Here is a 21,119-nt window from a genome sequence, read left to right as displayed (position 1 = left end):
GGACCGCTTACGAATCAGCGGCTGCCCGGCGAACGGGACACGCCCCAGAGGCTGGAGGGGAGAGCGGTTGCGCGGGCTTGGCGGCGCCGGGGCCGAACCAGAAGGCCAGCGAGACCAGGATGGCTGCGACGGTGAGCACCGAGGCCCAGACGAAGACCGAGGAGATGTTCTCGGCGACGCCGCCGTCGCCGGAGGTGAACGGCACCAGGAGCACCGCGAGACCGACGGAACCGCCGATGGTGAGGGCCGTCTGCAGGACACCCGCGGTGACACCCGCGTACTCGGGCGGCGCCGTGGTGAGGACGACCATGTTGAACGGGATGATCGCGATGCCGACGCCGATGCCGATCAGGACGATCTGCGGGAGCACCCCGGCGGCGTAGGTGCTGTCACCGTCGAGGCGGGTCAGCCAGGCCACTCCGGCCAGGACGAGGACCAGTCCGCCGACCGCGCGGACTTTGAGCTCGACGTTGGCGATGTACTTGGTCAGTACCTGGGTGCTGACCAGCAGCGCGAATCCGAAGGGCAGGATCGCGAGGCCGCTCTCCAGGGCGTTCAGATCCAGCACTCCCTGGAGGTACTGGACCAGGTAGATCAGAAAGCTGGTGAGTACGGCGGCCAGGAGCAGCAGGTTGATGAAGGCGCCGGCCCGGACGCGGTCGGCGAAGACCTGCCGCGGGAGGAGCGGCTCCGAGCTGCGCGAGTCCACCAGGAGAAGCGCGATCCACAGGACGAGGGAGGCGGCCAGCGGAATGAGGGTCCAGGTGTCGCCCCAGCCCTCTTCGGCAGCGTGCACGAGCCCGTAGACGGCGGCGGTGACAGCGGCGGTGACCAGTACGGCGCTGGGCAGTCCGAGCGAGCGGGCGTGCGTGGGCTCGTCCTTGACGCCGAGCGCCTTGACCGTGACGAGCACGATGGCCAGGCCGACCGGCACGTTCACCAGGAGGCTCCAGCGCCAGTCGCCGAGCCAGGTCAGTACGCCGCCGAGCACCATGCCTGCGGATGCGCCGAGGCCGGTGACAGTGGAGTACAGGCCGAAGGCGCGCTGTTGCCGCTCCCCCTCGAAGACGACGGTGAGCAGGGCAAGTCCGGTGGGTCCTGCGATGGCCGCTCCCGCGCCTTGGAGCACCCGGCCCACGAGCAGGACTTCCAGGTTGGGGGCGAGTCCGGCGAGCAGGGAGGCGACGATCACCAGGCCGATGCCGCCGAGGAAGACCTTGCGGTATCCCAGTACGTCCCCGAGCCGGCCGGCCAGCAGGAGGAGTCCGCCGAACGCCAGGAAGAAGGCGTTCGGCACCCAGGACCCGGTGGCGACCGTAACGCCGAGGTCGTCCTGGAGGGTGGGCAGCGCGACGTTCACGATCGTGCCGTCGAGCTGGAGCATGAATTCCGCGCCCACGATCGCGGTGAGCGCCAAGGCCCACGGCGTACGGGACGGGGCGTCCCGGGACGGAATGTCGCCGGAAACGGTGTCAGCGGTCATGGGGTCCTCCACGGTCAGCGGCCGGGTTACTATGGTGAGCCAGCCTCAGGTTAGGCAGCCGCAGTTAACCTGAGGCACTCTCAGGTAGTCAAGTGGAGGCATCGTGGCCGAGACCGAGCCCTATATCGCGCAGCGTCCCAAGCGCGCCGACGGCGCCCGCAACTACGACGCGATCCTGGCCGCGGCACGCAAGGCGTTCGAGGCGGAGGGATCCGAAGCCTCGCTGGAAGACATCGCATCCCGGGCGGGCGTCGCGATCGGCACGCTGTACCGCCACTTCCCTACCCGCGCCTCCCTCGTGGAGGCCGCCACCCGGGACGGGCTCGCCGACCTCGTGGCCCACGCCGAGGCACTGGCCGTCGGCGACGACCCGCTCGAAGCACTGGCGGAGTGGATGCGCCAGGCTGTGCGGCACTTCAGCACGTTCCGCGGTCTTGTCGGCATCCTCGCCCAGAGCATGTACGACGAGGGCACGCCGTCGCACGCCGCCTGCAGCGCCATGCACGGCAGCGGAGCCCGGCTGCTCCGAGCCGCGCAGGACGCCGGCCAGGTACGGGCCGACCTCACGGCGGACGAGTTGTTCGACCTGCTCAGCGGCGCCGCGTGGGTGCGGGAGAACGCCCATCCGGAGCGTGACGGCAGTCCGCGCTTCCTCCAGCTGCTCCTGGAAGGCATCGTCACCGGCGCCCCCGGGCGCTGACGCACGCCCGCAGGTGCACAGTCCTTTTAGGACCGCTTGAGAGGCCCCTCGTAGCGTCTGCGCGCATCGGCGTACGACGTATAGGAGGCCACATCGTGGTGTTGAAGGCCCTGTCGGACCGGCTGTCCCCGGTGTTCGGCACAGTGAATTCCGCGGTCGGTGCCGGCCCGCGTCCAGTTCGCCCCGCGCTGAACCCACCCGCGTCCCCAGCCATCCGCGCGTTCACCGGGCGCCCCCCTCGGCGCCGTCGCCGTCCGTGCTGTGGCTCTCCCTGTCGTCGCCGCCGAGCAGTTCGGCGACATCGTCGCGGAGCAGCATGCGCACGCACCAGCGGAAGTGGCCGTCCGCGCCCGCCGGATCAGCCAGTCGAGTTCGAACCGGCCGTTCTCCGGTTCCCAGGTGGACCAGACCGACTCGCCGACGCGGATGACGGTGAACTTCGCCTCCGCCATGAGATCGAGGTCGGTCTTGAGCCGCTCGTGCGGCTGGTACTCGTGGCAGTAGGCCGCGCCGAACAGGACGCGCGCGGGCAGATCAGTCATGCGAAGCCCTCGGGAGACGTATGGGTTCTGGCCGCCGGGATCCGGTCGTGCGTCCCGGCGGCCGGGACGGGGAGGTGGTGGGCGTTGGAGGTCGAGCCGGTCACGGACGTACCGGACTTGGTCACGTGGTAGGTGAGGGGGCGTCGCTGTAGAAGTGGGACTTCAGCGTCACCGGTGCGCCGTCACGCAGCGAGCCGAGGAACTTGTCGGTGAGGGTGATGGTGTTGTTCTCGTAGCCGGGGTTGAAGGAGACGTTGTACTCCTGGTAGGTCGTCCAGTCGGAGGGGCCGGCGTTGCTGCCGTCGGCGTACGTGGCCTCCATCGTGGCGAGCTGGTGGTCGCGGAACTGAGTCGGTATGGGGAGCGAGTTGCTGGTTCCCGTCGCGTTCGCCTGTTGTGGGGTGTCGTACGTCGTCACATGGATCTTCCAGGGCAGACCGCTGGAGAACCGGGCCTGGAGCGTCGCGTTGACGCCGTCGTCGTGATCGCCGGTCAGCCTGGTCAGTGCGCGGACGGTGAAAGGTGAACCGGTCGCCGGAGAGGGTGTCGCCCCGTCCCGGGAGAAGCTTGGTCCTGCCGTGCCACAGGCCCCGGAAGCGGCGTCGCCGTGCAGCTTTTGTCGGGAGGCGAGGAAGGGTTGACGCCTCACGCGGTCAGCGGCTCGTAGCCGTACCGGTCGAAGTGGTTGACGCCCTGGGCGGCATGCAGGCCGATCACCCGGCCGATGAAATCGCCGGCCGCCTCGGTCGGTAGACAGCGGCCGTCGAGTGTCGCGAGCGAGGTGAAGGTTCCGTCCGGTAGTTCGACGCCGAGGGAGACGACGTCGGGTCGGTGCGCGCGTCGCGCGGTGTGGGCGGCTCGGCTTTCCGCACGCCGAGAACAATCGGGCCCAGGGGCACCGGCTGTGTGGCCAAGACGGCGCGCACCGAGCCGACGCGCGAGACCTCGCGCCTCGGTGCCGTCCGCCTCGATCTCGTAGCGGTGTTCTTCGTCGAGCCGTACGGCGAGCCCGCCGCATCCCTGCGCCGGATCGATCAAAGGGCGCGCCCGGCACGCCCGATACTGGTGGCGCAGACCGACGAGGACGACGTCCGGCTCATCCAAGGAGGCGCCGCGTGCTCGCAGCGTCAGAGAGCGTGGGCGCTCCTTCGTGGTCCAGTGCTCGGCGGACCGGTCGCGCACGGAGATCCAGGTGGGATGCAGTTCGCTGCGGTCGAAGTCGTCACCGTCGTCCCAGGTGACCGGGGCGAGGAAGGCCTCGCGGCCGAGCACGTGCCATCCGGGGGTGCGGCTCACCGTGGAGCCCGCGGACGGCAACAACGGCTCATCTGGTGATTCATGGCAGCAGCCCCCTCGGAGGATCGTCGAAGCGCTTCACCCAATGACGCAAGGCATTGAGGAATTTCTGACGAAACAAGAGGCTGCAGGCAATGCAACCTTCTTTCTTGTCAGGCATTGACATCACATCTTAGGCAGTGGCAGCGTCGAAGCGCTTCACTAACCGATGTCTCTCCCTCTCGTTGAGGTGGCCCTCCCGTGGGTTCTGCTTTCCTACCCGCCGTCGGCCGGCGGTCGTTCCGCGATCCCGCGCTCCCGTGGGCCCAGCGCGTCGACGACCTGCTGCAACGGCTCACGCTCGAAGAGCGGATCGCTCTGCTTCACCAGTACGCGCCGCCCGCCGAGCGCCCGGGCGCCGCCTCCTTCCGCACCTGGACGGAGGCACTGCACGGCGTGGCCTGGCTCGGCGGGGCTGTCTTCCCGCAAGCGGTGGGGCTCGGCGCCATCTGGGACGGGGACCTCGTGCACGAGGTCGCCACGGCCGTGTCGGTGGAGAGGCGCGCCTTCCACCGGCACCGCCGGCCGACGATCGGCTCCGGCACCAACAGCCTTAGGCGTGGGCGCCCGTGGTGAATCTGTTGCGCGATCCGCACTGGGGTCACAACGAGGACAGTTACTCCGAGGACCCGCACACCGGTCGGCCGACGACGGCCTACTGCCGGGGCCTTGGCCGCGAGGGCCCGTACCCGAAGATCACCAAGTACCCGCACCGGCACAGCCGCGACCGTGTGGAGGCGACCTTCGCCACCCTCGACTGCCTCGACGGCGTCCACTTCGCCCAACGGGCCACCGCTCCGGCGCTGTTCAGCGTCGGCCTGACGGCCCCTGTATGCCCGCCCTCCACGGTCGACGCCGCCATCAACCACTACGCGGGCCAGGACCGCACCGTGACCGTGTGGCCGTTCGCCGACCACGACGGCGGCTGTGGCTCCAACCCGCCCACCCGACTGGCCTGGCCGCACCGGCGCGGCCTGGCTCCGGAGCTCTGAACACCGTGTCCGACGCATCCGGGCCCACCGATCGCCCGTTCCCCGACCTGCCCGCCGGGTTCCGCTTCGGAGCCGCGACCGCCGCCTACCAGATCGAGGGTGCCTATGACGAGGACGGCCGTGGCCCGTCCATATGGGGCACCTTCAGCCACACCCCTGGCCGTACCCTCGGCGGCGCCACTGGCGACACCGCCTGCGACCACTACCACCGTTACCGCGAGGACATCGCCCTGCTGCGCGGACTGGGCGTCGACGGCTACCGGTTCTCGATCGCCTGGCCCCGCCTGCTGCCCCAGGGCACCGGGCCGGTCAACGCCAAGGGCCTGGACTTCTACGACCGGCTGATCGACGAGCTGCTGGCCGCCGGTGTCGCGCCCGCCGTCACGCTCTACCACTGGGACCTACCCCAGGCCCTGGAGGACCGCGGTGGCTGGCGCGTCAGGGAGACCGCCGAGGCGTTCGCGCAGTACGCGGCCCTCGCGGCCGAGCGCTACGGGGACCGGGTGGAGCGCTGGATCACCCTCAACGAGCCGTACTGTTCCGCCTTCGTGGGTTACGCCGAAGGCCGGCACGCGCCCGGCGCCGAAGAGGGCCGCGGCGCGCTGGCGGCCGCCCACCACCTGCTGGTCGCCCACGGCCTTGCGGTACGTGCGCTGCGCGCCGCGGGCGCCCGCGAGATAGGAATCACCCTCAACCTCGACCGCATCCACGCCGCCTCCGACCTCCCCGAGGACCGGGCCGCCCTGCGCCGGGCCGAGGTCCTCCACAACGAGGCGTGGACCGAGCCGCTCCTCGCCGGACGCTACCCCGCACACGAGGACCAGACCTGGGCCGGCCTCGCCGCCGGCCCCTGGCGGCGGCCCGGCGACCTGGAACTGATCGGCGCCCCGCTGGACTTCCTCGGCATCAACTTCTACCGCCCCGTGACCGTCGCCGCCGCACCCCACCGTACGGACGACCCCGAACTCCGCACCGCCGTGGACATCGGCGTCATCGAGCTGGACCCGTACGGGACCCGGCACACCACCATGGGCTGGCCCGTCGTCCCGGAGGCACTCACCGAGCTGCTCTGCGGACTTCGCGCCCGCTACCCGCGGCTTCCACCGGTCTGGATCACCGAGAACGGCTCCGCCGAGGCCGACACCGTCGGCCCCGACGGCCGGGTCCACGACACCGCGCGGATCGACTACCTCACAGACCATCTCGCCGCCGTTGCCGCCGCTGTCGCCGCCGGGGTGGACGTGCGTGGCTACTACGCCTGGTCCCTGCTGGACAACTTCGAGTGGGCGCGCGGCTATGGCCAGCGCTTCGGCCTCGTCCACGTCGACTACGACACGCTGACTCGAACGCCCAAGGACAGCTACCACTGGTACCGGGGCCTGATCACCGCGCACCGCGCGCGGACGGAGGAAACCACCCCATGAAGTTCACCGACGGCTACTGGCTGATGCGTCCGGGCGTCACCGCGCGCTACGCCACCGAGGTCGCGGACGTCCGGGCCGACGAGCACCGGATGACCCTCTACGCGCCGGTGAAGCACGTGCGCCGCCGCGGCGGCATGCTCAACAGCGCGCTGCTGACGGTCGAGTGCTGGTCGCCGGCCGAGGGCGTGATCGGGGTACGTGCCACCCACCACGCCGGGTCGGGGCGGCGGAGGCCGGAGTTCGCACTGCCCGGCGCGCAACCGGATGTGGGAAAGGTGTGCCGGGACGGCGCGGTGGTCGAGCTCAGTGCGGGTGAGCTGTCGCTGCGGGTGGACACCTCACAGCCGTGGCACCTGGAGTTCACCGCCGACGGACGGGTGCTGACCTCCGTGGGCGAGCGCGGCACCGGCTTCGTCACCGACGCCGCCGGCCGGCACTTCATGCTCGGGCAACTCTCCCTGGGCGTAGGAGAGTCGGTGTACGGACTGGGTGAGCGGTTCACCCCGTTCGTCAAGAACGGGCAGGCGGTGGACATCTGGCAGGCTGACGGCGGCACCAGCAGCGAGCAGGCGTACAAGAACATCCCCTTCCACCTGACCAACCGCGGCTACGGCGTCTTCGTCAACCACCCCGGCAAGGTCAGCTACGAGATCGGCTCCGAGTCGGTCGGCCAGGCCCAGTTCAGCGTCGAGGACCAGTCGCTGGAGTTCTTCGTCGTCCACGGCCCGACCTCGAAGCAGATCCTTCAGCGTTACACCGCGCTCACCGGCCGCCCCGCTCTGCCCCCGGCCTGGGCGCTCGGCCTGTGGCTGACCACCTCCTTCACCACCGACTACGACGAGGCCACCGTCAACCGCTTCGTCGACGGCATGGCCGAGCGCGGCATCCCGTTGAGCGTCTTCCACTTCGACTGCTTCTGGATGCGCGGCTACCAGTGGTGCGACTTCGCCTGGGACTCCGACACCTTCCCCGACCCGGCCGGCATGCTGAGCAGGCTCAAGCAGCAGGGGCTGCGGATCTCCGCCTGGATCAACCCGTACATCGCGCAGAAGTCGGCGATGTTCGAGGAGGCCATGCGCGAGGGCTATCTGGTGCGGCGCCCGGACGGCAGCGTGTGGCAGTGGGACCTGTGGCAGCCCGGCATGGCCCTGGTGGACTTCACCAACCCGGCCGCGCGCGACTGGTACACCGGCAAACTGAAGACGCTGCTCGACCAGGGCGTGGACTGCTTCAAGACCGACTTCGGCGAGCGCATCTCCACCGACGTCGTCTGGCACGACGGCTCCGACCCCGAGCGGATGCACAACTACTACACCCACCTCTACAACCAGGCCGTCTTCGAACTGCTGCGCGCCGAGCGAGGCGAGGGCGAGGCGCTGCTGTTCGCCCGCTCCGCCACGGCGGGCGGCCAGCAGTACCCGGTCCACTGGGGCGGCGACTGCGCGTCCCACTTCAACGCCATGGCCGAGTCGCTGCGCGGCGGCCTCTCCCTCGGCCTGTCCGGCTTCGGTTTCTGGAGCCATGACATCGGCGGCTTCGAGGGCACCCCGACCCCGGCCGTGTTCAAGCGCTGGGTGCAGTTCGGGCTGCTCTCCTCGCACAGCCGCCTGCACGGCAGCAAGTCGTACCGCGTGCCGTGGGACTACGGCGAGGAGGCCGTCGACGTCACCCGCGAGTTCACCCTGCTCAAGCACCGCCTCGCCCCGTACCTCCAGCGCGCCGCGCAGCAGGCGCACACCACCGGTGTCCCGGTGATGCGCGCCTTGGTGCTGGAGTTCCCCGACGACCCGACCGCCGCCACCCTCGACCGGCAGTACATGCTCGGCGACGACCTGCTCGTCGCCCCGGTCTTCACCGACGACGGCACAGTCGAGTACTACGTGCCGGAAGGCACCTGGACCAATGTGCTGACGGGCACTCAGATCACCGGTCCGCGCTGGGCCCGTGAGCAGCACGGCTTCCACACCCTGCCGCTGCTGGCCCGCCCGGACTCGGTCATCGCACTGGCCGCCGACGACCAGCACCCGGTCTCCGCCTGGGCGGACGGCGTCGAACTGCGGGTGCACGCCTTCGCCGACGGCGCGGAGCACACCGTGGTGATCCCCAGCACCGACGGCCCCGGTGAGACGGCCCGCTTCCACCTGCGCCGCCGGGGCGGCCGCCTGCACGTGACCACCGACAGCCCGCACCCGTGGCAGCTACGGATCGGCGGCCCGAACGCAACCGTGCACACCCGGCCCGCCGGCACCTCGGAGGCCGACCTGCCGTACCCGGCCTGAACCGGCCAGCCAGGGCGGGGTCCCTGCGCGGCCCCGCCCTCGGCGCGGTTCGCCGCCGACGCCGCCGATCTCCACGCCCACAACCCGAAAGCATGCCGCCATGCGTAGCCAGACCAAGCGACACCTGGCCCCCGATCAACTGGACGCCCTGCTGCGCGCCGGCGCCGGCGTCGGATGCCGGGTGGAGAGCGAACTGTCCGACGGCTGGTTCAGCGCCGTCTACCGAGTCCGGCTCGACGACGACCGACCCGCCGCCGTCAAACTCGCCCCGCCGGACGGGGCCGCCGTACTGCGGTACGAACGAGGCATCCTCGGGACGGAGGCCATGGTCTACCGGCGGATCGCAGGTCTTCCCGGCGGCGGGGTACCGGTTCCGACACCTGAACTGCTCTACGCGGGGAGGGAGTTCCTCGTCCTCTCGGTCGTCGAGGGCACCGCGTGGGACAAGGCCGCCGGCCGCCCGACCCACCCGGCCGAGGCGGCGGCACGCCGCGAACTGGGCGCGATCACCGCACGCCTGCACACGCTGGCACCCGAGGACGGCCGGTTCGGCTACCCGGCCGCGCAGTCCGGGCTCTTGGCCACCGACTGGCGGACGGCGTTCACCGCGATGGTCGAGGCGCTCCTGGAGGACGCCGAGCGCTGGCAGTCCCCGCTGGACGCGCCGCCCGCCGAGATCCGCAGGCTCGTCGCCGAGGGCGGCCACGCCCTCGAAGAGGTCACGGAACCCAGGCTGGTCCACTTCGACCTGTGGCCGGGCAACATTTTCGTCGACCCCGCCGACGACGGGAGCCACGCGCGGATCACCGGACTCATCGACCACGAACGGGCCTTCTGGGGCGACCCGGCCGCCGAACTGGTCTCGCTCGCCTTCGGCGGCGACGCCGGCCCGGACAGCGACCTCATCGCCGGCTACACCGCGGCGGGCGGAAGCCTCGACTTCGGCCCGGCCTTCCAACACCGGCTGGCCCTCTACCAGCTCTACCTCTGCCTGCTGTTGGTCGTCGAGTGCGGGCCCCGCGGCTTCGGCCCCACGCACCTCGCGTTCTGCCGCCGCATGCTCGCCGACGCCGTCACCCGCCTCCGCACCGCTGCTCGGACGGCTCCGTAACGGCCCCGGCAGGTGCCGTGTCCAGCGAGCCCATGAGCGGGCGCAGGGCGGCGAGCAGTACGACGGCCGGGGTGAGAAGGCGACAGCCGAGGCGTCGAGGGTCAGGCCGACGACTGTGGCGCAGAACGGGGTCCCCGAGGCTGCCGGACATCCAGATCACGGTCGCGGTGCCCTCAGCCCGACCGGACCGCCGGTAACTGGCCTGTCGTGACAGGAAAACGTGGTGCGGACGGACCAGTGCGGTGTCGCCTGAGCGAGGGTCCATGAGCAGCTCCAACGCCATTGATGAGGCTTCGCGGAAAGTTCCACCGCCTACGGAACCGAGCGCGGGCGCAGACACGGAGGCACGCCCCCACGCCCGTCGGCCGACGGCGAGAGTCCCGCCCTGGGGCGTACCCAACCCGGGGCGGGACTTGACGGTTCCGGCAAGGCGGCCGTCACCCCCGAGGCGTGTACGGCCTCGGCGAGAACGTAGGCGTACGGGTCACGAGCGCAATCACGGTCTTCAGCACGAGGTCCTCGCGTCGACGCCGGATCAGCGCCCCGAACCCACCCGGGAAACGCTCACCGGAATCCGCTCGGTGGATCCGGGCTCAGCTCACGGCACCCGACCTCACGACCCGCACATGGCCGGCCGGTATGTGCAACGCTCCGCTGACGGGTTCGTCAGTGAGCATTTCCCGGCCCTGTGCTGTGACGACCGCATCGTTGTCGGCGTGGTTGACGAAGAAGGTGAAGGTCTCCTCGTCGTTGCGGCGCACGAGCACTTCGACCCCGCTCGGCATGTTCGCCACGCCGGTGGGGCGCACCAACGAACGCGCCAATGCGAGCAGCGCATCGCTGTCGAGTCCGGCCGAGACGTAGACCGCACAGCCCCCGGTCTCCAGCGAACGCGATGTGATCGCTGGACGACCGCCGAGGTGCCCCCCGGAGTACCGAGCGATCACCTCGGCGTCGCCCACGCGGACGAGTTCGGTCCACTCTGCGCCGGACCACCCGTTGTCGAGGGTGAACGTCTCGCCCTCCTGCAGCGGCCGGAACTCCTCGCACCACGCGCCCAGGAGGTCACGGAACGCGCCGGGGTATCCGCCGAGCCGCACCCGGTCGTGCTCGTCCACGATCCCCGAGAGGAAGCTCACCACGACCGTGCCGCCCGCCTCGGCGAAAGCGCTCACGCGCGCCGCCGTCTCGTCGTCGGTCAAGAAGAGCCCCGGCACCACGAGCACCTCGTACCCGGTGAAGTCGGACCAGGGCGGAAGCACCTCGATGCTCTGGTTCAGCCGCCAGAACGCGTGATGCCAGTCCCGGACGATACGACCGTAGGCGAGGTGATTGTTTGGCTTGACGCCCTTCATCATGGCCCAGCCCGCCTCGTCGTCGAAGAGGATGCCGACACGGGCCTGGGGAGCACGTGAGCCCATGACCGGGGCGAGCCGCTGCAGGTACCGGCCCAGCGTGCACACGTCGCGGTAGAGATCGGTGTCCTCACCGCCGTGCGGAACCATCGCCGAGTGGAACTGCTCCGCGCCGGCCCGGGAGGCGCGCCATTGGAAGAACAGGACGCCGTCGGAGCCGTGACCCACGTGGCTCAGGCTGTTCCGGATCAACTCGCCTGCCGTCTTGGCACGGTTGCGCGGTTGCCAGCTCACGGCGCTGGTCGAGTGCTCCAGGAGCATCCACGGACGGCGCTGTGTCGTCATCGCCCGCATACGGTCACCGGAGAATGCGACGTCCTGCTCGGGGAACGCGTCGGATGAGCGCGTGTAGTGGTCGTTCGCGACGATGTCCATGTGCCGCGCCCACCGCGGGTAGTCCACGCAGTCGGGCTCGGCGCCGACCATGAAGTTCGTCGTGACGGGGAGCTCGGGCGTGACGCTCTTGAGCACCTCACGCTCGGCAAGGTAATGCGCCAGGAGCTCGTCCGAGGAGAAGCGGTCGAAGTCGAGCACGAGCGACGGATTCTTCGAGTCGTTGCCGTGGGGCGGGATGATGTGTGCGAAGTCGCGGTACGTGTGGCCCCAGAAGGCGGTTCCCCATGCCTCGTTGAGAGCGTCGAGCGTCCCGTACTTGCGCTGCAGCCAGCCGCGGAACGCCGTCGCCGACGTGTCGCAGTAGCAGCTGCCGTTGCCGCCCCCCAACTCGTTGCTGACGTGCCACATCACGACGTGGTCGCGGTGGCCGTAGCGTTCGGCGAGCGCACGGGCGATTCGGAGCGCGTACGCGCGGAAGACCGGACTGCTCGGGCACCAGCCGAGCCGGGAGCCTGGCCAGCGCGGCCGCATGTCGTGGTCGAGAGGGGAGATCTCGGGGTGGGCCGCAAGCAGCCAGCTCGGGGGCGCGGCCGTCGGGGTGGCGAGGTCGACGGCGATGCCGTTGTCCGCGAGGAGGTCGACGATCTCGTCCATCCACTCCCAGTCGAACTCACCGTCGGCCACCTCGATGAGGCCCCAGGAGAAGATGCCGAGCGAGACGAGGTTGACGCCGGCCTGCGTCATCAGGCGGACGTCTTCCTTCCATACCTCCTTGTCCCACTGCTCGGGGTTGTAGTCGGCTCCGAAGCTCAGCCCGCGCGTGGGCCAGTCGTTGTCAGCGTGGGACCAGGTCATCCTTTGACTCCTCCAGCTATGAGGTCGAGGCGCCAGAACCGTTACAGGAACAGCACCAGGGCGATGAGGGGAACGATCGCGAGCGCGGCGCCGACGATGGCCGGCGTGTAGAGGGAGAGCGAGCCGGAGCCGCGCTGCAGCAGGGAGTTCAACCCGACGGTGAGGGGGAAGGCTCGGGTGTCGGAGAGCATGAGGACGGCAGCAGGAAGTTGTTCCGGATGCCCAGGAACTGCAGCAGGAACACCGTCACCATCCCGGGCACCATGAGGGGGAACACGACGCTGCGGAAGATCCGCCACTCGCCGGCGCCGTCGATCCGCGCGGCTTCGAGCATCTCAGCCGGGATGGTGCTCGCGGCATACACCCGGCACAGATAGATGCCGAATGGGCTGATGTTGCTCGGGAGCAACACCGACCACTGCGTGCCGGCCAGCTCCGGATCGGACAACAGCAGGTACTGCGGCACCGCGAGGGTGATGCCGGGTATGAGCATCCTGCGAGAATCGCGACGAAGAAGATCCGTCCCGCTCGGAACTAAAACTTCGCCACGGCGGAGCCGGCGGAGGCCGACACGAGCGTTGACAAGATGCCGCCCACGCCCGCATGGAGGAGCGAGTTCAACGCCCACATTCCGTAGGCGCCGCCGTCATAGGAGGAGAGGTCGCCGAGATTGTCGAGCGCAGCGGTTCCGGGGAGGGAGGGCAAGGGCCGGGCGCGAACGCCCGGTGCGGCGGCGTCAGCCCGTTGCTCTGCCGGTGACGGTGGTGCCGTTCCTGGTGACCTGGTAGGTCACCTTCGTGCCGGTCCAGAAGTGGAACGTCAGGGTGACGGGTTCGCCGTCCCGCACCGCTTCGAAAAAGGCCGGGAGCAGGGCGATGGTGTCGCCCGCGTGGTCGGGGGCGAAGCTGCGGTTGTACTCCTTGTACGTCGTCCAGTCCGGGGGCCCGGCCGCCATGCCGTCCGCATATGTCGCTTCCATGGTGGCCAGGAGGTCGCCGCGGAAGGCCATCGGCACGGTGAAGCCGGCCGTGGTGCCGGAGGCGTCCGAGGCGGTCGGAGTTCCGGCGGTGATGATCCGGAACTCCCAGGGCAGGCCGGTGGAGAAGTCCGCGTGCAGGCGGGCGTTGAGGCCGAGGGCGCGGTCCCCGGCGAGACGGGTGAGCAGGGACGACTTCAGGGTGAGCTGGTCGCCGGAGACGGCGTACTCCGTGCCGTCGACCGGGCCGGAGGCCGTCCGCAGTCCTTCGAGGCGGGCGCCGTTGAGCTGGAGGCCGAGGGTGCGGTCCGGGACGGCGCCGGTCTCCGGGAGGAAGACCAGGTCGCTGTCGGCGGTGGCCGAGCGGGTCGTCCAGCTGGACTTGATCTCGTCGAAGACGCCCTGGTCGCGCCACTTCATCGCGCGGCGGTCGTAGAAGGCGCCGTTGTCCCACAGGGCGATGGTGACGCCGTGGGTGCGGGCGGCATGGCCGATGGCTTCGAAGTACTTCAGCATCTCGCCGCGCTCGATGGCCCCCTCACCGGAGTCGAAGCCGAGCAGCCCGTACTCACCGAGGTAGACCGGGATGCCCTTGGCGATGAAGTTGTCCCGCATCAGGCCGAAGACCTCGGCCATGCTCCGCCGGGAGTCCTCGTCGAAGCGGATGCCGCCGGCGATGTTCGCACTGAACGGGTAGTGGCCGTAGTAGTGGACGGTGGCGGCCAGGTGGGGGTCGTCGAGCTTGGCGATGGTGGCGTTGAGGTCGTCCATCAGGGCCTGCGACGGGGAGGCGTGCAGGGTGGGCAGGACCAGGACACGGGAGTCGTTCTTGCCGCCCGAGCCGCGCACGATCTTGTGGAACGAGGTGTTGAGCTCGTCGAGGAGCGCGGTCTTCTGTGCATCGGTGGCGTCCTTGAACTGCGGTTCGTTGACGCTCTCGAAGAGCAGCTTCTGCGAGGTGTTACGGAAGGTGGCGGCGATCTGCCGCCAGGTGGAGTCGAAGCGGGCGCGGACGCCGTCGTGATCGCTCGGCATCGCCGAGATCCAGTCCCAGGAGTCGTGGTGGACGGGCATCTCGACGTACATGCCTTCGGCTATCGCCCAGTCCGTCACCTCCTTGACCCGCTTCAGGTAGGCGGCGTCGATCGTGTACGGCGCCGTGTCGGACTGGAAATTGCTCCAGGTCACCGGGACCCGGACGCTGTTGAAGCCCTGCGCCTTGATGTTGCGGAGGAGCTCGCGGGTGGTGCGGGGCATCCCCCAGGACTCCTCGTCGGGGATGGCGTCCAGGGAGTTGCCCAGGTTCCAGCCGGGCTGCATGGCGGCCATCACCTTCAGGGCACGTGTGGCGGGCGGCTTGCCGCCTCCGCCGTCCTGTGCGGTGGCCGCGAGCGCGCTGCCACCGCACAGGGCGATCGCGACGACCAACGTCAGCAGCAGCCGTACCGCCTGGCCGGGGGAGCCTCGCCGGGAGCGTCCGGCCCCGGGTGTCGTCTGTCTCATGTCCGGTCCTTCTGTGGGGTGTCGGGTCAGGTGTGGCGTCAGGGATGGACCGGCTCATAGCTGAACCGGTCGAAGTCGACGCGCCCGGCGGCGGCGTACATGCCGAGGACGCGGCCGGTGAAGCCGCCGGCGACCTCGGTGGAGAGGTAGCGGCCGTCGAGGGCGGCGAGTTCGGTGAAGGTGCCGTCCGCGCTCGCGGTGCCGAGGCGTACCAGGTCGGGTCCGGTACGGGCGTCGTCGAGGGTGGTGTGCGCGGTGATGTCGACGGCGAGGACGACGGGGCCGGGCGGCAGAGGGCGGGCCGCGACCTCGCTGCGCAGCGGGCCGATCCGGGCCAGGACGCGTACTTCGCCCTCGCCGGCCTCGATCTCGTAGTGGTGGTGTTCGTCGAGGCGGACGGCGAGCCCGCCGCGGCCCTGGGACGTGTCGGCCTCGGCCCGTACCCGGCAGGAGAGGTGCTGCTGGCGGTGGCCGAGGAAGGTGACATCGGCGGCGTCCAGGCTGTCGCCCCGGGCGTGGAGGGTGAGGTGGCTCGCGCGCTCCTCGGTGGTGATGTGCTTGGCGGGCGGGGTGCGGAGGCTGATCCAGCGGGTGTGCAGGGTGGCGGTGTCGAAGTCGTCGCGGACGGGCTCGCCCGCGTCCGTCCCGCTCACGATCTCGCCCACGACGGGCCAGCCGTCCACCCACTCGACCGGGGCGAGAAACGTCTCACGGCCCAGGACGTGCCAGCCGGGGGTGCCGCCGCCGGGACGGACACCGAGGAAGACCATCCACCACGAGCCGTCGGGGCCCTGGACGAGGTCGCCGTGGCCGGTGTTCTGCACCGGATGATCGGTGGAGCGGTGGCTGAGGACCGGGTTGTCCGGGCACGGCTCGAAGGGGCCGTCGGGGCGGGGACCGCGGGCGATGGAGATGCCGTGGCCGCGTTCGGTGCCGCCCTCGGCGATGAGCAGGTACCAGTAGTCGCCGATCCGGTAAAGGTGCGGTGCTTCGGGTGCCTTGGCACCCGGCGTGCCGGACCAGAGGGTGCGCGGGGTTCCGACGGTCTTCCCGGTCTTCACGTCGAGGCGGGCCTGCTCGACGCCGGCGACGGTGCACCAGCAGGTGCCGTCCTCGTCCCAGGCGAGGTCGGGGTCGATGCCGGGGACGCCGGGCAGAGGGACCGGCTCGGACCAGGGTCCGGCCGGGTCGGTGGCGGTGACGAGCAGATTGCCGCCGCCCGGGGAGACGTCGGTGACGATGAGGTGGAAGCGGCCGTCGTGGTGACGCAGGGTCGGGGCGTAGATGCCGCCCGACGATGCGGTACGGGGCGTGAGGTCGAGCTGGGAGGGCCGGTCCAGGACGTTCCCGATCCGTGTCCACTGCCAAAGGTTCCGGCTGTGGAAGACCGGGATGCCGGGGAAGTACTCGAAGCTGGAGCAGACCAGGTAGTAGTCGTCGCCGACCCGGCAAATGCTGGGGTCGGGGTGGAAGCCGGGGATGACCGGGGTCGGGGTCACGCGATGCACTCCTCAGAGGAATTCGTGGCACCCGGGACCGCGTGGTCGGCGGCCGGGTGTTCTGTCACCGCGGTGCCGGTGAGCAGGTCGTGGCCGGTCAGCGGGTTTCGGCCCACCCCGCCTGGCGCGAGCGAATACCCTCCGTCGTCGAAGCGCTTGACCACTGCACCACTGCGTCAAAAGTAGCCACGGGCCACGGACGTAACAAGAGCTGCGCCACGGAAAGAATTCTTCGTTGGCTCGCCGACCGGCAACTCCAGTGCAGGCGACTGCCATCGACGGCGTGACCGACTCAAGCTCCACCCCGCACTCCCTGCGAGGTGGGCCGCACTTCTTCGCCGAGAGGAACCCTGCGACTTTCCCAGCGAACTGTCATCCGTCGAAGCGCTTCGATCGCTCCATTCTCGTCGCGGCGCAGGGTGGTGAGGGTTGCCGTGCGAGGGCGGGCGAGGAATGTCCGTGCGGGGCAGGGAAGGCCGAGGGCCGCCCGGCTCACTTCTTCTTCACGCCTTCGTTCCAGATCGGCTTGGCGATGTTCGGCTTCACCGTCGTGGTGATGACGCCCATGACGGTACGGACGTACCGCCGGTCCTCCAGTTCGCGGAGCATTCTCGCGGCGAGATCTGTGCCGGCGGTGAAGAGCCGTCGTCGCTGGTCTCGGCGGTGCGGTAGCCCGCGACCTCGGAGTGCTCGCCGAAACACCCCTGTCGGCCGGACCGGGACAGACTGCCTCGACAAGCCGGGGCCGCCGGGTGCGACAGGGTGCGAGCGACTGCGGTGGCAAAAACTGGGCAGCGCCGTCACCCGGCGGGGTGCGTGGGTGCTCGATGATGGTTCCGGCGGTCAGCAGGGGGAGTTGGTCTGGGTGAGCAGGCCCATCCGCCAGGGCAGTCGGATGTAGTCGCCCCCGGCTCTGGGGTCCATGCCCTGGTAGACGTACTGCAGTCGGCACGGATCGATGGTCAGGGTCTGGTCGTTGCCTGCGCGGACCATCTCGCCGTGGCTGATGTCCTCGGTCCAGGCGCCGCCGGGGAAGGTGACGTTGTTACGGCTGGCGAAGGGTTCGTTCTCCGTGGCGGCCAGGGGGGTCCAGCTGCCGGTGAGGCTGGTGGAGGTGAAGGAGCGGAAGTAGCGCCGGCCCGAGGTGTTGCTGATGGCCTCCTGGAGCAGCAGGTACTGGTTGCTGCCGGCGACCTTGTACACGTTGGTCGCCTCGAACAGGTTGTTCTTCGTGTCCGCCATCACCATCTGCGTGTTCCCGAAGCCGTTGGGGAAGTTCGCCAGGCTGGTCTGGGCGCGGTAGATGTGGCCGTTGTCGTCGCTGAAGAACAGGTGGCAGTTGGTGGTGTCGCAGATGACCCAGAAGTCGATCCAGGTGCCGTCGCCCTTGTTGTCCTTGACGATCTGCGGCTCCTCGGACATGAAGAGGCGCGGCGCGGACCACTAGCGCGGGTCGGCCGGGTTGGTGCTTGTGGAGTAGGTGGGCGGACCGGTCTGGTAGACCATGTACCAGAGGTTCTGCGGCGCGAAGTAGAACACCTGGGGCGCGGCCCGGTAGCCGGGGCCCATGGGCGAGGTGTCGAGGTAGGTGTGCGGCGCGGAGGCGGCCTGGGACCAGTCGCCGAAGCTGAACTGCGCCAGACCCCAGCCGGACGAGCCGGCGGTGGTCGGGGACCACCGGCCGCGCGAAGGGCGCCGCACTCACCCACTCCAACCTGACCTGGAACAGCGTCAACACCCTCATCGACGCCGACTTCGCCGCCGACGAGGTCACACTCCTGTCAGCGCCGCTGTTCCACACGGCGACCCTCAACATGACGTGCCTGCCGACCTTCCTCAAGGGCGGCACACTCGTCCTGGAGGAGTCGTTCTCACCCTCCCGCACCCTCACCCTGGTCGAGGAGCACGGGGTGACGTTGATGTTCGGCGTGCCCACGATGTTCGCGCAGATCGCCGCCGAGAAACGCTTCGCACAGGCCGACCTGTCGTCCGTACGGAAGCTGATGTGCGGCGGAGCCCCGGTTCCCCAGGCACTGATCCATACGTACGAGGCGCGCGATCTGCGCTTCGTCCAGGGCTACGGCATGACCGAGGCGTCCCCCGGCGTGTGCCTCCTCGACGCCGACAACGCCCTGGCCAAGGCGGGCAGCGCGGGCCTGCCCCACTTCTTCAACGACATCCGGATCGTCGACCCGTCCGGCGTCGGCTGCGGACGCGCGCACCACCCTTGCAGGCGAAGAGGGGAAGCGACGGTCTCATCGAAACGGCGGCCGTGCCGAAGTCAGTGGTAGAGCTGGCCGAGCATGCGGTTGAAGAGGTACCTCTGGGCGGAGGCGTGCCAGTCACCATGCTCGTCGCGGCGCCTGCGGTAGTGGAGCTTGGCGCCAGGCGATGCGTTGGGACGGAGAAGGCCCAGAAGTAGCCGACGTGGTTGAGACGGTCGTCCTTCACCCATCGTCGTGGAACCCCGGCCGACGCACGGCTGGGGTTCCACGAGAGGGCGAGTATCGGTCAGCTGGTGGAGTTGCCCACGCCGTAAACCGCTCGTCTACCCGCTGGCAGACCGCACCAGATCGCGATCATCGTGGATCAGGCGGATCAGCGCTGCAGGGTAAGGACGCCCGGCCGGTACGGCAGTTGGTCATAGGGGCCGCCCGCGGTGGGGGACTTGCCCTGGTAGAGGAACTGCAGGTTGCACGGGTCGATGGTCATGGTCTGGTCGGGGTTGTTGCGGACCAGGTCACCGTGGCTGATGTCGTTGGTCCAGGTGGCACCGCTGTTGGCCTTGCCCGCGAAGGGGTTGCTTTCGCTGCCGGCCTGCGGGGTCCACGAACCGCTCAGGCTGGAGGCCGTGAACGAGCGGAAGTAGCGCCCATTCGCACCCATCGCTTCAACGATCATGAGGTACTGGTTCTGGCCCTGAACCTTGTAGACCTGCACCCCCTCGAACAGGTTGTTCGTCGAGTCGCTCATGATCGTCGTGTACGACGAGCCGAAGCTGCCCGGGAAGTTCCCGATCGGCATGCTCGCCCGGTAGATCTTGCCGTTGTCACCGGCGAAAAACAGGTACATGTTCTGGCCGTCACCGATCAGGGTCTGGTCGATCGGGCCGGTGGTGGAGCCGGAGATGCTACCGGTGAACAGCGGCTGCGGCGAGGACCAGCCGTTGGGGTTGGTGGGGTCGCTCGACGTGCGGTAGACGAAGGCCGACGCACCCCACTGGTACGCCAGCACCCAGATGTTCTTGGGCGCGAAGTAGAACAGCGTGGGCGCCACTGCGGCCTGGCTCATCCCGGTCTGGCCGGCCGACGCCATGTCCGACCAGCTCGTGAAGGGACTGAACATCATCGAGCCGTACGACGATCCCGACGAGTTGGACGCGTAGACCAGGTGCTTGCCGTTGTACACCACGCTGGTGAAGTCCTTCAGCGAGACCCACCCGTTCGCCGGCTGCGCCAAGGCACCCGTCGACGTCCACCGGTACGTCGACGGAAGAGAACACGTGCCGCCCGTGGACAGGCCGGTCCACTTCTGGCTGCTGCCGCCGTTGCACGTCCGGATCTCCACCGCCGTGCCGTTGGCCGTACCGGAGCCCGTGACGTTCAGGCACAGCCCGGACTCCACGCCGACGATCGTGCCGTCGGCGTTCACCCGCCACTGCTGGTTCGCACCGCCGGAACAGGTCCAGATCTGCACCCGGGTACCGGCCGCGGTGGCGTGGCCCGGAACATCCAGGCACCTACTGCCGTACACGGTCAGCTGGTTGCTGTCCGTCAACGTCCACTGCTGATTGGTCCCGCTCCAGCAGTCGTAGATCTGCAGGTACGTGCCGTTGGTCTGGCTGGCGTCCGGCACATCGAGACACCGACCCGAACCAACACCGCGCAAGGCGCCACTGGTAGCCGCCTGAGCCGGGTTGGCGACGAGCATCGCCGCCAACGCGACCAGGGCCGCAACCGCGGCGGCGAGCACTACAGACAGATGCCTGCGGCTGAAATTTCCTCTGCGCATGGGGACTTCCCAAACCTTGAGTAAGCGGTTCCGGTTGGCCCCGTCAGAGGCTGTCCGGACTGTCGATGTGGTGCGTTGGTAGCGGTCCGTGGGCACCACGGCTGACCCCTTGTGACTTCCCGGTCCTGCGAGACCTTCTGAAAGACCGGTGGCGCCCGGCGTCTTCGGGCCGTTGCGAAACGCACCGGCCCCTGTCGGACGTTGATCGTCGTGGTGCAAGCCCACCGCACGGTGACCCCCACGTACTCCGCGAGCCGTTCGAGCTCTGATCGGGACCGGGGCCCGCGCGGGACGGTGCGGATTGGATCGTTCATGTCATTCCATAAGCGAGACGGAGCTGAGGAATCGAACGGCTCAACGACATACCGTGCCCCACCTGAAGTGGGCATCGAGCGTCACCGGGCCGGGTGGCCGCTCGGGCGCCCGGAGTGGAGGCTCGGACGGCGTCGGATGAGCCCGTCGCGGTCCCGGGCGCCATCAGGACTGTCGCGGCCGGCAGGCCCAGGACCGAGGCTCGGCGACGGCCGAAGCGTTTGAGCGGGTTCATGCTTCTCCTCGTACGGTCGGGTGCGGGTGGGGGGTTGGCCGGGATCGGCTCGGTTCAGGGCGTGGACAGCTCGAACCGCGTGACGCGGCGCACGACGACGAGAGAACGGTT

Annotated in this window: 14 protein-coding genes and 4 pseudogenes; 7 read left to right on the top strand and 11 right to left on the bottom strand. The window is 69.4% G+C overall.

Annotated elements, in window-relative coordinates; genetic code table 11:
• Nucleotides 1-7: 7 nt before the first annotated feature.
• Nucleotides 8-1,483 (bottom strand): MFS transporter, encoded by a 1,476-nt coding sequence (locus tag ACFT7S_RS07475; protein WP_382728265.1) that lies wholly within the window; start codon nt 1,481-1,483, stop codon nt 8-10.
• 103 nt (nt 1,484-1,586) lie between these two features.
• On the opposite strand from ACFT7S_RS07475, the gene ACFT7S_RS07470 reads away from it, so the two are divergent.
• Nucleotides 1,587-2,183 carry a TetR/AcrR family transcriptional regulator gene (locus ACFT7S_RS07470; protein WP_382728263.1) on the top strand — a complete coding sequence of 199 codons (597 nt, stop codon included), beginning with the start codon at nt 1,587-1,589 and terminating at the stop codon, nt 2,181-2,183.
• Between the two features lie 26 nt (nt 2,184-2,209).
• On the opposite strand, the gene ACFT7S_RS07465 is transcribed toward ACFT7S_RS07470, so the two are convergent.
• The 3 genes from ACFT7S_RS07465 to ACFT7S_RS07455 all read right to left on the bottom strand — a co-directional run bounded on the left by ACFT7S_RS07465 (nt 2,210) and on the right by ACFT7S_RS07455 (nt 4,021).
• Entirely contained in the window at nt 2,210-2,725 is a 516-nt protein-coding gene (locus tag ACFT7S_RS07465; RefSeq protein ID WP_382728261.1) for a beta-galactosidase, read from the bottom strand.
• A gap of 121 nt (nt 2,726-2,846) precedes the next feature.
• On the bottom strand, nt 2,847-3,374 hold the full coding sequence (locus ACFT7S_RS07460; RefSeq protein WP_382728258.1) for a hypothetical protein: 528 nt from the start codon (nt 3,372-3,374) through the stop codon (nt 2,847-2,849).
• Nucleotides 3,371-4,021 carry a hypothetical protein gene (locus ACFT7S_RS07455; RefSeq protein ID WP_382728255.1) on the bottom strand — a complete coding sequence of 217 codons (651 nt, stop codon included), beginning with the start codon at nt 4,019-4,021 and terminating at the stop codon, nt 3,371-3,373. Before ACFT7S_RS07455 ends, ACFT7S_RS07460 begins: the two co-directional genes overlap by 4 nt.
• Nucleotides 4,022-4,261: 240 nt before the next feature.
• On the opposite strand from ACFT7S_RS07455, the pseudogene ACFT7S_RS07450 reads away from it, so the two are divergent.
• From ACFT7S_RS07450 to ACFT7S_RS07430, 5 genes and pseudogenes are all read left to right on the top strand, one after another.
• Nucleotides 4,262-4,746, top strand: a pseudogene (locus ACFT7S_RS07450) (glycoside hydrolase family 3 N-terminal domain-containing protein); the annotation flags it as partial.
• A 45-nt stretch (nt 4,747-4,791) separates the two neighbouring features.
• Nucleotides 4,792-5,052, top strand: coding sequence for an acetylxylan esterase (locus ACFT7S_RS07445; RefSeq protein WP_382728554.1), 261 nt, complete (start codon nt 4,792-4,794; stop codon nt 5,050-5,052).
• 5 nt (nt 5,053-5,057) lie between these two features.
• Nucleotides 5,058-6,476 (top strand): GH1 family beta-glucosidase, encoded by a 1,419-nt coding sequence (locus ACFT7S_RS07440; protein ID WP_382728253.1) that lies wholly within the window; start codon nt 5,058-5,060, stop codon nt 6,474-6,476.
• Nucleotides 6,473-8,755, top strand: a complete 2,283-nt coding sequence (gene yicI / locus ACFT7S_RS07435) for an alpha-xylosidase (RefSeq protein ID WP_382728250.1) — start codon at nt 6,473-6,475, stop codon at nt 8,753-8,755. Before ACFT7S_RS07440 ends, yicI begins: the two co-directional genes overlap by 4 nt.
• Nucleotides 8,756-8,855: 100 nt before the next feature.
• Nucleotides 8,856-9,866, top strand: coding sequence for a phosphotransferase family protein (locus tag ACFT7S_RS07430; protein ID WP_382728247.1), 1,011 nt, complete (start codon nt 8,856-8,858; stop codon nt 9,864-9,866).
• A gap of 593 nt (nt 9,867-10,459) precedes the next feature.
• Here ACFT7S_RS07430 and ACFT7S_RS07425 read toward each other — a convergent pair.
• From ACFT7S_RS07425 to ACFT7S_RS07405, 5 genes and pseudogenes are all read right to left on the bottom strand, one after another.
• Nucleotides 10,460-12,472 (bottom strand): beta-galactosidase, encoded by a 2,013-nt coding sequence (locus tag ACFT7S_RS07425; RefSeq protein ID WP_382728244.1) that lies wholly within the window; start codon nt 12,470-12,472, stop codon nt 10,460-10,462.
• Nucleotides 12,473-12,620: 148 nt separating this feature from the next.
• Nucleotides 12,621-12,938: an ABC transporter permease subunit gene (locus ACFT7S_RS07420; protein WP_382728241.1), complete on the bottom strand. Its 318-nt coding sequence runs from the start codon at nt 12,936-12,938 to the stop codon at nt 12,621-12,623.
• A 270-nt stretch (nt 12,939-13,208) separates the two neighbouring features.
• Nucleotides 13,209-14,951 carry a cellulase family glycosylhydrolase gene (locus ACFT7S_RS07415; RefSeq protein ID WP_382728238.1) on the bottom strand — a complete coding sequence of 581 codons (1,743 nt, stop codon included), beginning with the start codon at nt 14,949-14,951 and terminating at the stop codon, nt 13,209-13,211.
• A gap of 38 nt (nt 14,952-14,989) precedes the next feature.
• Nucleotides 14,990-16,450 carry a glycoside hydrolase family 43 protein gene (locus ACFT7S_RS07410; protein ID WP_382728235.1) on the bottom strand — a complete coding sequence of 487 codons (1,461 nt, stop codon included), beginning with the start codon at nt 16,448-16,450 and terminating at the stop codon, nt 14,990-14,992.
• 843 nt (nt 16,451-17,293) lie between these two features.
• Nucleotides 17,294-18,118: pseudogene (locus tag ACFT7S_RS07405) on the bottom strand (non-reducing end alpha-L-arabinofuranosidase family hydrolase); the annotation flags it as partial.
• Between ACFT7S_RS07405 and ACFT7S_RS07400 the strand changes: the two are divergent.
• Nucleotides 18,118-18,651 (top strand): annotated as a pseudogene (locus ACFT7S_RS07400) (AMP-binding protein); the annotation flags it as partial. The pseudogenes ACFT7S_RS07405 and ACFT7S_RS07400 sit on opposite strands and share 1 nt — an antisense overlap.
• 83 nt (nt 18,652-18,734) lie before the next feature.
• Here ACFT7S_RS07400 and ACFT7S_RS07395 read toward each other — a convergent pair.
• Together ACFT7S_RS07395 and ACFT7S_RS07390 are read right to left on the bottom strand one after the other, a co-directional pair.
• Nucleotides 18,735-18,916 (bottom strand): annotated as a pseudogene (locus ACFT7S_RS07395) (IS110 family transposase); the annotation flags it as partial.
• A gap of 132 nt (nt 18,917-19,048) precedes the next feature.
• Nucleotides 19,049-20,461 carry a non-reducing end alpha-L-arabinofuranosidase family hydrolase gene (locus tag ACFT7S_RS07390; RefSeq protein ID WP_382728233.1) on the bottom strand — a complete coding sequence of 471 codons (1,413 nt, stop codon included), beginning with the start codon at nt 20,459-20,461 and terminating at the stop codon, nt 19,049-19,051.
• Nucleotides 20,462-21,119: the final 658 nt, after the last annotated feature.

This window comes from Streptomyces sp. NPDC057136 (assembly GCF_042670885.1).
GTDB lineage: Bacteria > Actinomycetota > Actinomycetes > Streptomycetales > Streptomycetaceae > Streptomyces.
Note: the sequence above shows the minus strand (reverse complement) of the source record. Positions and strands in the feature narration are given on the sequence as shown.

Excerpts from the sequence above, each read along its gene's own strand:
- ACFT7S_RS07475 (WP_382728265.1), bottom strand. The coding sequence starts at position 1,483 with ATGACCGCTGACACCGTTTCCGGCGACATTCCGTCCCGGGACGCCCCG.
- ACFT7S_RS07465 (WP_382728261.1), bottom strand. The coding sequence starts at position 2,725 with ATGACTGATCTGCCCGCGCGCGTCCTGTTCGGCGCGGCCTACTGCCAC.
- yicI (WP_382728250.1), top strand. The coding sequence starts at position 6,473 with ATGAAGTTCACCGACGGCTACTGGCTGATGCGTCCGGGCGTCACCGCG.
- ACFT7S_RS07430 (WP_382728247.1), top strand. The coding sequence starts at position 8,856 with ATGCGTAGCCAGACCAAGCGACACCTGGCCCCCGATCAACTGGACGCC.
- ACFT7S_RS07425 (WP_382728244.1), bottom strand. The coding sequence starts at position 12,472 with ATGACCTGGTCCCACGCTGACAACGACTGGCCCACGCGCGGGCTGAGC.
- ACFT7S_RS07415 (WP_382728238.1), bottom strand. The coding sequence starts at position 14,951 with ATGAGACAGACGACACCCGGGGCCGGACGCTCCCGGCGAGGCTCCCCC.
- ACFT7S_RS07390 (WP_382728233.1), bottom strand. The coding sequence starts at position 20,461 with ATGCGCAGAGGAAATTTCAGCCGCAGGCATCTGTCTGTAGTGCTCGCC.